This is a genomic window from Corallococcus exercitus (assembly GCF_003611585.1).
GTDB lineage: Bacteria > Myxococcota > Myxococcia > Myxococcales > Myxococcaceae > Corallococcus > Corallococcus exercitus.
In genome coordinates, this window is sequence record NZ_RAVW01000389.1 from 1 (window position 1) to 9,371 (window position 9,371).

Genomic DNA, 9,371 nt, shown 5'->3' on the forward strand with positions numbered 1-9,371 from the left:
GCGTGCACCTGGCGCTGTCCACGCGGCTGCCGTGCGCGGCTCCCTCGGAGTCAGTGCGGACGGTGGCGCCGGGCGGGCGGCTCCGGGGCAGCTGGGCGGACTTCGCGAAGGCGTGGCTGACGGGCCAGGTGCGGCGCGAGGAGCTGGAGCGGGAGCTGTCCGCGCAGCTCTCCCGGGCTCGGGAGCTGGGCGCGAAGGTGGACCACCTGGATGGGCACCAGCACCTGCACCTATTGCCGGGGGTGCGGTCGGTGGTGGAGGGGATTGCCGCTCGCGAGGGCCTGCCCCTGAGATGGCCAGATGCACTGCCGCGCGCGTCGTGGCTGCGGGCTCCTGGACCGGCGCTGAAGACGACGGTGCTGGCGGTGCTCGCGCGTACGGCGCCCCGGGCCCGGCCGGGGGTGCGGCGGGTCAGTGCTGGCGGTGTGTTCGAGGCGGGCCGGCTGGATGAGGCGGCGCTGCTGGGGGTGCTGGACGCGCTGCCGGCGGGGGATTTCGAGCTGGGGTGCCACCCCGGAGAAGGCGCGCCGCATGTGCCGGAGGACCCGGCGTGGCGGTATGGATGGGACGCGGAGCTGGCGGCGCTGACGAGCCCCCGGGTGAAGGCGAAGCTCGTGGAGCGGGGCATCGCGCTCGCGAACTACGGCGAGCTGGGCTGAAGGTCGCTCGGTAGGGCCGGCTCCAGCCCTCGGACCGGGATGCGGTCCTCTTGGATGAGAAGGTGGGAACCCGGCTGGGACTCCCGGCGGCGGCGGACCGCACGAACTGGTCCGACTGTCGGACCAGTTGGGACGACCGCGGCGGGCCCCCCCCTGCCCTGCCGAATTCGCGCTGCGGAAACCTGTCCGACAGTCGGACAGGTTGGGACCGAGGCGAGCGGGGACAGCAGGGAGGTCCGGGGGTGCAAGTCGCGTAGGCGCTTTCCGGCCGACGCGAGCGGCTCACCGCGAAGGCTCGGGCTCCGTCAGCGGGCCTCGGCGTCGTAGAGCAGGTGCGGCGTCGTGTAGCCCGCGCCCAGTCCGACCACCTCGCGAACCTCGAAGCCCGCGTCCCGGAGCAGCCGCACTCCGTCCACGCGCGGCTTGAGCACCATGCCGCCGCTGGCCTTCGTGCGTCCCAGGAGGGACACCATCACCCACTCCTGGGCGAGCGCCTTGCCGTGCTTCCAGGAGTGGTCCCCTTCGACTTCCTTCAACAGGAAGCGGCCTCCGGGCTTGAGCAGGCCGCGCACGGACTGGAGGAAGCCGGGCCACTTCGCTTCGGGCAGCAGGTACAGCACGTCACAGACCACCACCGCGTCGAGCGTGTGCGGCTGCGTGCTCGCGAGCTGCTCCACCGAGCCCACGTCCAGCGTCACGTTGGGCAGCCCGGACAGGGCCTGCTTCGCCCAGTGGACCTTGCGCTCATCAAGGTCCACGCCGAGCACCCGGCGCTCCGGCACCGCGAGCGCCATCACCGCGGACAGGAGGCCGTGCCCACAGCCGATGTCCGCCACCGTTCCGGAAGGCATGCGCGACGCCACCGCGAGCAGGGGGGCCGATGATGCTCGCGCGTGCACGTGGAAGCGCTCGCTCGCGGGCAGGTGCGCATACAGCTTCAGGGCCTGGTCCATGAGCCCGCTCATGACGTGGCCTCCACGCTCAAGGCCACCGGGTTCGCGCCACGCGCCAGCGCTCGTCCCATCCGTCCGCTCATGACACGTACTCCGCGGCTCCGTACGCCACGGTCAGTGCCAGCATCACGCAGGCGAATGTGGCGAGCACGCCCCACCTCAAGCGCGGCCTTTCCCTCAGCAGCAGTGCCAGCGTGAGGAACAGCGGGAAGGCGGCCAGGAGGTAGCGCCCCATGCCCATGAAGTCCTTGCTGGACATGGCGGGCAGTCCCACGATGGCCAGCGTGTACACGCCATAGCCCCACCCCAGCCGCTTCGCCGTGGGCCACACCAGCGCCAGCGCCCCCACCGTAACGGCCGCGTGCCCCACGAGCCTCAGGCCGTCCGACAGCGACATCTGCCGGCTGAAGCCCTGGAACCAGCGCAGCTTCGCCCACGTGCGCCAGCCCGGCTTCTGGTCCCACCCCGGCGCGGACTGCACCTTCACGAACGCGAACGGCTCTCCGAACGCCTTCCACTGGTAGAGCACGTACAGCACGAAGCCCGCCGCCGCGAGGACCGGCAACAGGTCCACCCAGTTCCACTTCAGGCCGCGCTCGTGCTTCCACTCCAGCCGCCGCGCCAGGAGCCCCACCACCAGCGCGGGCGCCACCGGCCTCGCCGCCGTGGCCACCGCCGCGAGCAGCACCGCCCATCCCAGCTGTCCCCGCTCCAACAGCAGGAACGCCCCGATGATGAGCAGCAGGAACAGCGCGTCCGAATACATGGCCCCGTAGAGGAAGAACGCGAACGGGTAGAACGCCAGGAGCAGCCCCGCGTTGCGCGCCGCCTCTTCATCCGCCCGCGTGCGCGCCCACAGCGTGAAGACGTAGAGCGCGCCCAGGCCGCACAGCATGGTGACGAGCACGCCCGCGATGAACGTATCCAGGTGCAGCAACCCCAGCCCGCGCAGCACCAGCGGGTACAGCGGGAAGAACGCCACCGGGCTCTGCTGGCCGGGCGTGTAGCTGTAGCCCTCCGTCGCGATGCGCGCGTACCAGCCGGCGTCGAAGTGCGCCCAGCCCAGGAGGATGGGGGCGCCCGGCCACGTCAGCCTCGCGGGGCTGTAGCCCTGCGGGAACGCGAGCGCGGACGCCGTCACCAGCGCGGTGCACACCACCAGGGCGGCGAGCCCGGCGGTCAGGACAACACGAGGAGCGGAACGGACCATGCGGGCCATGCCCTTGGTCCAGAACCGCCCCCCGCGTCAAGTCAGGCCCGGAAACGGGGAGAGGACCTTGAGCCGTCCCCTCCCCCGCCCCGGTGCGTCAGGCGGACTTCAGGCCTCGTAGAAGCCCTTGCCGGCGCGCACCTTCTCCACCAGGAGCGGCGCGGGCGTGAAGCGCTCGCCGTACTTGTCCTGGTAGTGCTCCAGCTTGCGCAGCAGGTTGGCCGGGCCCAGCGCGTCCGCGTACCGGAACGGGCCGCCCAGGAACGGCGGGAAGCCCAGGCCGAAGATGGCGCCCACGTCGCCGTCGCGGGGGCTGCGCAGGATGCCCTCGCCCAGGCAGCGGATGGCCTCGTTCACCATTTGCAGCGCGACGCGCTCCGCCATCTCCGAGGCGTCCAGGGACTTGCGGTCCTTGCCGTGCGGCAGGAGCAGGTAGACCTGCGGGTCCACGTCCTGCTTCTTGCCGTTCTCGTACAGGTAGAAGCCCTTGTTCGTCTTGCGGCCCAGGCGGCCGTCGGACACCACGCCCTCCAGCGCCTTGGGCGCCGCCATGCGCTTGCCGAACGCGGCCTCCATGATGGGCCCCACCTTCTGGGCCACGTCGATGCCCACCTCGTCCAGCAGCGTGATGGGCCCCACCGGGAAGCCGAAGTCCACCAGCGCCTTGTCCAGTTGGACGATGTCCGCGCCTTCGGCCAGCAGGTACGCCGCCTCGTTCATGTACGGCGCCAGGATGCGCGACGTGTAGAAGCCCGGCCCGTCGTTGACGACGATGACCGTCTTGCCCTGCTTCTTGCCCACGTCCACGCAGGTCGCCGTCACCCACTCCGCGGTGCCCGGGTGCGTGATGATCTCCAGCAGCGGCATCTTGTGGACCGGGCTGAAGTAATGCATCCCGATCACCTGCGAGGGGCGCTTGCTGCCCTTCGCCAGCTCGCCGATGGGCAGGCTGGAGGTGTTGGACGCGAAGATGGTGTTCTCGCCGGTGACGGCCTCCACCTCCGCGATGACCTGGTGCTTGAGCTTCAGGTCCTCGAAGACGGCCTCGATGATGAGGTCCACCGACTTGAAGCCGCTGTAGTCCGTGCCCGCGGTGATGTTGGACAGCTTCGCGTTCGCCTCGCGGTGGGTGAGCGAGCGGCGCTTTACGCGTTCGTCCAGCACCGTCTGCACCTGCTTGAGCGCGCGGCCCGCGCCCGCGTCGTCCCGGTCCTTCACGCGCACGGGCACGCCCTGGAGCACGCCGGCCACGTAGGCGATGCCTCCGCCCATGAGCCCGCCGCCGAGCACGCCCACCTTCTTCACCTCGCGCGGCTTCACGCTGGCGTTGGCGGTGCCGTTCTCCTTCTTCAGCGCCGTCGTGGCGAAGAAGATCTCGACCAGCCGCTTCGACACGTCCGTGAACACCAGCTCGCCGAACGCCTTCGCTTCCGCCTCCAGGCCCGCCTTGCGGCCGGACTCCAGGCCCACGCGGATGACCTGCAGCGCCTTCTCCTGCGCGGGGTACTTGCCGCGCGTCTTCTTCAGGAGCGCCTTCTTCGCCTGGTCGAACAGCACCTTGCGGCCGAGCGGGTTGTCCTCCAGCGCCGCTTCCGCCCACAGGTCCTTGCTGATGAGCCCCTGGAAGAGGCCGGCGAGGCCCTTCTTCTTGCTGCTCTGGGCCACGGCCTTGAAGCCCTGGTGCGCGCGCTCGACCTTCAGCGTGCCCGCCGCCAGCTCCGCCGCGCGCTTGAGGGCGATGTCCTTCAGCATGGGCACGGGAACGACTTCATCCACGATGCCCAGCTTCTTCGCCTTGGACGGCTTGACGTTCTTGCCGGTGAGGATGAGGTCCAGCGCGGCCTGCGCGCCAATCAGCGCGGGCAGCCGCTGCGTGCCGCCAGCGCCGGGGATGAGGCCCAGCTGCGTCTCCGGCAGGCCCACCACCGACTTGGGGCTGTCCGTGACGATGCGGTAGTGGCACGCGAGCACCCACTCCAGGCCGCCGCCCAGGCACGCGCCGTGGATGGCCGCGACCACCGGCTTGGAGAAGGCCTCCAGCTGGTCGAACTGCGCGTGCGCGCCGCGGCTGATGGCCTCCACGTCGGCCGGGGTCTTGATGGTTTGCAGGAAGTCGATGTTCGCGCCGGCGACGAAGTTGTCCTTCTTGCCGGAGATGAAGACCACGGCCTTCACCTCCGGGTCCCGCTCCGCCTGCTGGAGCAGCGTGGTGAACGCGGTGCCCACTTCCGGGGACAGCGTGTTCACCGGCGCGCCCGGCTGATCCACGGTGATGACCGCGACGCCGTTCGTGACGTCGTAGCTCAAGCCCTGCTTCGCTTCGACTGCCTCTTGCTTGGTCGCCATCACGCACGCTCCAGGATGACCGCGGCGCCCAGCCCGCCCGCGGCGCAGACGGTGCACATCACCGTGTTCTTGTTCCGACGCTTCAGCTCGTTCAGGGCCTGCGTGACGATGCGCGCCCCGGTGGCACCGAACGGGTGCCCCAGGGAGATGGAGCCGCCCGTCACGTTCAGGATGGAGCGGTCCACCTCGCCCACCGGCGCGTTGAAGCCCGCCTTCTTCGCGAACTCCTTGGACGCGAGCGCCTGGAGGTTGCTCGCCACCTGCGCGGCGAAGGCCTCGTGCATCTCCACCAGGTCGATGTCGGAGAGCTTCATCCCCGCGCGCTTGAGCGCCACGGGCGCCGCGTACGCCGGACCCTGGAGCAGCTGGTCGCCCGGGTCCGTGGCCGCGAACGCGTGCGCGCGCAGGAAGCCCAGCGGCTCGTAGCCCAGCGCCTTCGCCTTCTCCTCGCTCATCAGCAGCAGCGCCGCGGCGCCGTCCGTCAGCGGAGACGCGTTGCCGGCGGTGACGCTGCCATAGCGGCGGTCGAACACCGGCTTGAGCTTGGAGAGGGCCTCCAGGCTGGTGTCCTCGCGCACGATGTTGTCCTTCGTGGCGGACTGCTCGTACTTCGGCGGCACGAGGACGTGCATCACCTCGTTGTCGAAGCGGCCTTCCTTCCACGCCTTGGCCGCGTTCTGGTGCGAGTTGAACGCGATGAGGTCCTGCTCCTCGCGGGAGATGCCGTTCTCCTTGGCCATCTTCTCCGCGCTCTCACCCATGGTCTCGCCGGTGGAGTACTCGGCGATGGCGGGGGGCACGGGGATGAGGTCCTTGGCCTTGAGCTTCTGGAAGGGCTTGAGCTTGTCCGGAAGGCTCTTGCCCTTGGACGACGCGGCCAGCGCGTGCGCCAGGGGGCGGCTGGTGAAGATGGGCGCGTCGGAGAGGGACTCGGTGCCGCCCGCGATGACGACGTCCGCGTCACCCAGCGCGATGGCGTTGGCGCCCGCCACCATGGACTGGATGGACGTGGCGCACGCACGCGCCACCGTGAAGGCGTCAATGCGCTTGGGCAGGCCCGCCGCCAGCACCACTTCGCGCGCGATGGAGGGCGCGGTCAGCGTGGGGATGACCTGCCCGAAGACGACCTGGTTGATTTCGTTCGGGTCCAGGTCGCTGCGCTGCACCAGCTCCTGGACCACCATCCGGCCCAGGTCCAGCGCCGTCAGTCCGGCGAAGACGGTGCCCGCCTTCGCGAACGGCGTCCGCAATCCGCGAACGATGGCCACCCGACGGTGGCCGTTGCGCTTCTCGCTTGCCATGTGTGCCTCACCCTCTGTGAAACGAGTGAGGCGCTTCTAACGGCGGGCAATGCACCGCGTCAACGGGCGATTGATTCGTGAGTCAACTGCTCGCCAGATGGTCGGGCAGGGGCTTGTTCAGCCGAGCGTGCCCTGGCGGAGGGCGGCGCCATGCTTGTGGACGGCGTCCACGAGGAACTTCGCGGCGTCCGGGTCCGTGGGCGGGAGGATGCCGTGGCCCAGGTTGAAGATGTGCCCGGTGGGGCCGGCGCGGCGGAGGATGTCCTTCACGCGACCGTCCAGCTCTTCCCGCGGCAGGAAGAGGTGGAGCGGATCCAGGTTGCCCTGCGTGGCGACGTCCGGCCCGAGGATGCGGCGGCCCTCGTCCACGGGGCAGCGCCAGTCCAGGCCGATGACGTCCGCGCCGGTGCGCTTCAGCAGCGGCAGGTGCGGGGTCATGTTCACGCCGAAGAGGATGACGGGGACGCCGGTGGCCTTGAGCTCCGTGACCATGCGGGTGAGGTACGGGAGGCTGAAGCGTTCGAAGTCCCAGGGGGACAGCTCGCCGCCCCAGGAGTCGAAGATCTGCACGATGCTGGCGCCGGCCTCCACCTGCATCTTGAGGTACGGGATGAGGGTGTCGGTGAGCTTCTGGAAGAGGCGGTGGGCCACTTCGGGCTGCTCGAAGAGCAGGCGCTTGATCTGGATGTAGCTCTTGGAGCCGCCGCCCTCGACCATGTACGCGGCCAGGGTGAAGGGCGCGCCCGCGAAGCCGATGACGGGCACGGAGTCGTTGATGGCCTTGCGCGTGCGGCGGATGGCCTCGGCGACGAAGCCGGTGCCTTCCACGGGGTCGGGGACGCCGAGCTTGTCGATGTCCGCGGGGGTGCGCAGCGGGTTCGGGAAGTGCGGCCCCTTGTCCCCGAGCTCCAGGTGGATGCCCATGGCCTCCACGGGGATGAGGATGTCGGAGAAGATGATGGCGGCGTCCACGCCCAGGCGGGTGATGGGCTGGACCGTCACCTCCGCGGCCAGGTCCGGGTTCTTGCAGAGGTCCAGGAACGCGATGTTGCCGCGGATGGCGCGATACTCGGGCAGGTAGCGGCCCGCCTGACGCATCAGCCACACGGGGGTGGTGTCGGTGGGCTGGCGGCGCGCCGTGCGCAGGAGTCGGTCGTTCACGTCGTCACCTTGGGAAGGCGGGTGGGAGGCGGCAGGAGCTTCACGGCCTGCGGTGTACCCTATCTCCATGACCCGGTTGAACCGCTACGTTCCGAGCCTGCTCGCGCTCGCATGCATGGCCTGCGCGGCGGGGCGGACGGCTGCTCCCGTCCGGCCACAATGGCCGCTGCCTCAGGAACTGGTCCGCTGGGAGCCGGTTCCTGGCGTGAGCGTCGTGGCGCCCCGGGTGCCGGCTGGGGAGCCGAGATCGCCACGTTCGGTCGCGGATGCCAGATGCAGGGACATCGAGCCCACCGACGTCGCCGGCGTGAGCCCGCAAGTCACGGCCTATGGCTTCTGCTCGTGGGACCACATGGACCTGGGCAGGCAGCTCCACATCGACTGGGCCGCCAATACCTACGCTCCCGAGGCATCGTCCGAAGAGAAGCGCGAGCAACTCCGGATGACGCTGATTCAGCAACACGGCATTCCAGAAGCGGAGCTCACCCGGCTGCCCGCGCCCTGGTACGGCTGGGAATGGCGCAAGGTCGTCCGCGAGTGGCTGGGGCCTCCCGAAGAAATGCCGGAAGCGATTGGAGAACTGCTCCGCGATCGCTGGCTCGTCGCGGGGACAAGCCTCGTCTTCCTTCAGGTCATTTCTCCCGAGGGTGATCCATTCCCCGAGGGCGAGGCCTTCCTCGACTCACTGCGGGTCACTGACTTGAAGTGACGGTTCAGCCGCCGTCACGGCCGCCGTGGTCGTCGCCTCCATCGTCGTCACCGCCGCCGTTGTCATCCGTGGGCAGCGTGATGGCTCGCACCTGCTCTTCCCCTTCGCGGACGCAGAGCTCCTCTTGCACGTCCTCCAGGTCGTCGGCCTTCACCTCCAGCTCGTAGCAACCCGTGGGCAGCGGCCCCAGGCGCGCTTCGCCGACTCCGGCGTCGAGCTTGATGCGGTCCAGCCCCGTGTCCTTCAGCTCCACCTCCACGCCGGATGGAATGCCGCCGTCTTCGGCCGTCACCCTCACGGTGAGGAAGGCCCCGGGCGAAGAGGCGATGTCGCCCACGTCGGTGACCTGCGCGCCCTGGGCCACCACGGACTTCCTTGCCGCGCGCGTCCTGGAGGCGACCACGAACAGCTCCAGCGACGTGGCGGGCACGCCAGCCAGCTGGAAGCTCCCGTCCGCGGCCACCGACGCGCGCAGGTCGGAGCGGCCCATCACGCTCACGCGCGCCACGTCCGCCTCCACTCCGAGGATGCGCCCCTTCACCGTGCCCGTCTGCAAGGCGCCGTTGTCGAAGCCGCCACAGCTGGCCATTGCCAGCACCAGGACCCAGCCGCATGCCTTGGCTCGCATCAGAAGCGGTACCCTCCGGCCAGCATCAGGCCTCCAAAGCCCACCGTGCGCGTCTGTCCATCCACCGGGACATAGGCCCACAGCAACTGCGTGCGCGCTTCCACGACCCAGACCGGGGTGAAGCGGAACGACACCGCGGCCATCCAGCCCGGCCAGGCCGTGACGTAGCGCTCGTCCCGGTCCAGCAGCTCCAACTGGAAGGAGCGTTGCAGCCACAATGCGGCCACGCGCGGCCCCGTTGAAAAGCCCAGCCGGCCCCACGTCCACGTCGGCCCCAGCGCCACGCCCAGGAGCAATGTACGGTGCCGCACCGGCACGACGCCTCCTGGATCCAAGCGCAGCGACTGATTCCCCTGCCCCGCCGCGACGTCCACCCAGAGGTCCAGCCTTCCATCCAGGAGCAC

At 69.8% G+C, this 9,371-nt stretch carries 8 protein-coding genes and 1 pseudogene; 2 read left to right on the forward strand and 7 right to left on the reverse strand.

Going from position 1 to position 9,371, the window contains the following annotated elements; translation table 11 throughout:
* Nucleotides 1–659, forward strand: a 659-nt coding sequence (locus D7W79_RS33165; RefSeq protein WP_120529361.1) for a ChbG/HpnK family deacetylase, incomplete at its 5' end; no start/stop codon positions are given.
* Nucleotides 660–964: 305 nt separating this feature from the next.
* Here D7W79_RS33165 and D7W79_RS33170 read toward each other — a convergent pair.
* From D7W79_RS33170 to hemE, 5 genes are all read right to left on the reverse strand, one after another.
* On the reverse strand, nt 965–1,624 hold the full coding sequence (locus D7W79_RS33170; protein ID WP_120529362.1) for a class I SAM-dependent methyltransferase: 660 nt from the start codon (nt 1,622–1,624) through the stop codon (nt 965–967).
* Between the two features lie 67 nt (nt 1,625–1,691).
* On the reverse strand, nt 1,692–2,831 hold the full coding sequence (locus D7W79_RS33175; protein WP_439099255.1) for a mannosyltransferase family protein: 1,140 nt from the start codon (nt 2,829–2,831) through the stop codon (nt 1,692–1,694).
* 99 nt (nt 2,832–2,930) lie between these two features.
* Complete coding sequence (gene fadJ, locus D7W79_RS33180) at nt 2,931–5,168, reverse strand: fatty acid oxidation complex subunit alpha FadJ (RefSeq protein ID WP_120529363.1); 2,238 nt, start codon at nt 5,166–5,168, stop codon at nt 2,931–2,933.
* Nucleotides 5,168–6,469, reverse strand: a complete 1,302-nt coding sequence (gene fadI, locus D7W79_RS33185; RefSeq protein ID WP_120529364.1) for an acetyl-CoA C-acyltransferase FadI — start codon at nt 6,467–6,469, stop codon at nt 5,168–5,170. Before fadI ends, fadJ begins: the two co-directional genes overlap by 1 nt.
* A 117-nt stretch (nt 6,470–6,586) precedes the next feature.
* Nucleotides 6,587–7,630, reverse strand: a complete 1,044-nt coding sequence (gene hemE, locus D7W79_RS33190; RefSeq protein WP_120529365.1) for a uroporphyrinogen decarboxylase — start codon at nt 7,628–7,630, stop codon at nt 6,587–6,589.
* 67 nt (nt 7,631–7,697) lie between these two features.
* Here hemE and D7W79_RS33195 point away from each other — a divergent pair, with 67 nt between their 5' ends.
* Nucleotides 7,698–8,339, forward strand: a complete 642-nt coding sequence (locus D7W79_RS33195) for a hypothetical protein (protein ID WP_147442172.1) — start codon at nt 7,698–7,700, stop codon at nt 8,337–8,339.
* Nucleotides 8,340–8,343: 4 nt separating this feature from the next.
* Here the strand turns inward: D7W79_RS33195 and D7W79_RS33200 are convergent, their stop codons facing one another.
* Together D7W79_RS33200 and D7W79_RS33205 are read right to left on the reverse strand one after the other, a co-directional pair.
* Nucleotides 8,344–8,967 carry a carboxypeptidase regulatory-like domain-containing protein gene (locus D7W79_RS33200; protein WP_120529367.1) on the reverse strand — a complete coding sequence of 208 codons (624 nt, stop codon included), beginning with the start codon at nt 8,965–8,967 and terminating at the stop codon, nt 8,344–8,346.
* A pseudogene (locus D7W79_RS33205) lies at nt 8,967–9,371 on the reverse strand (caspase family protein); the annotation flags it as partial. The gene D7W79_RS33200 and the pseudogene D7W79_RS33205, both read right to left, overlap by 1 nt.

Excerpts from the sequence above, each read along its gene's own strand:
- fadI (WP_120529364.1), bottom strand. The coding sequence starts at position 6,469 with ATGGCAAGCGAGAAGCGCAACGGCCACCGTCGGGTGGCCATCGTTCGC.
- D7W79_RS33175 (WP_439099255.1), bottom strand. The coding sequence starts at position 2,831 with ATGGCCCGCATGGTCCGTTCCGCTCCTCGTGTTGTCCTGACCGCCGGG.
- D7W79_RS33195 (WP_147442172.1), top strand. The coding sequence starts at position 7,698 with ATGACCCGGTTGAACCGCTACGTTCCGAGCCTGCTCGCGCTCGCATGC.
- D7W79_RS33200 (WP_120529367.1), bottom strand. The coding sequence starts at position 8,967 with ATGCGAGCCAAGGCATGCGGCTGGGTCCTGGTGCTGGCAATGGCCAGC.
- D7W79_RS33170 (WP_120529362.1), bottom strand. The coding sequence starts at position 1,624 with ATGAGCGGGCTCATGGACCAGGCCCTGAAGCTGTATGCGCACCTGCCC.
- fadJ (WP_120529363.1), bottom strand. The coding sequence starts at position 5,168 with ATGGCGACCAAGCAAGAGGCAGTCGAAGCGAAGCAGGGCTTGAGCTAC.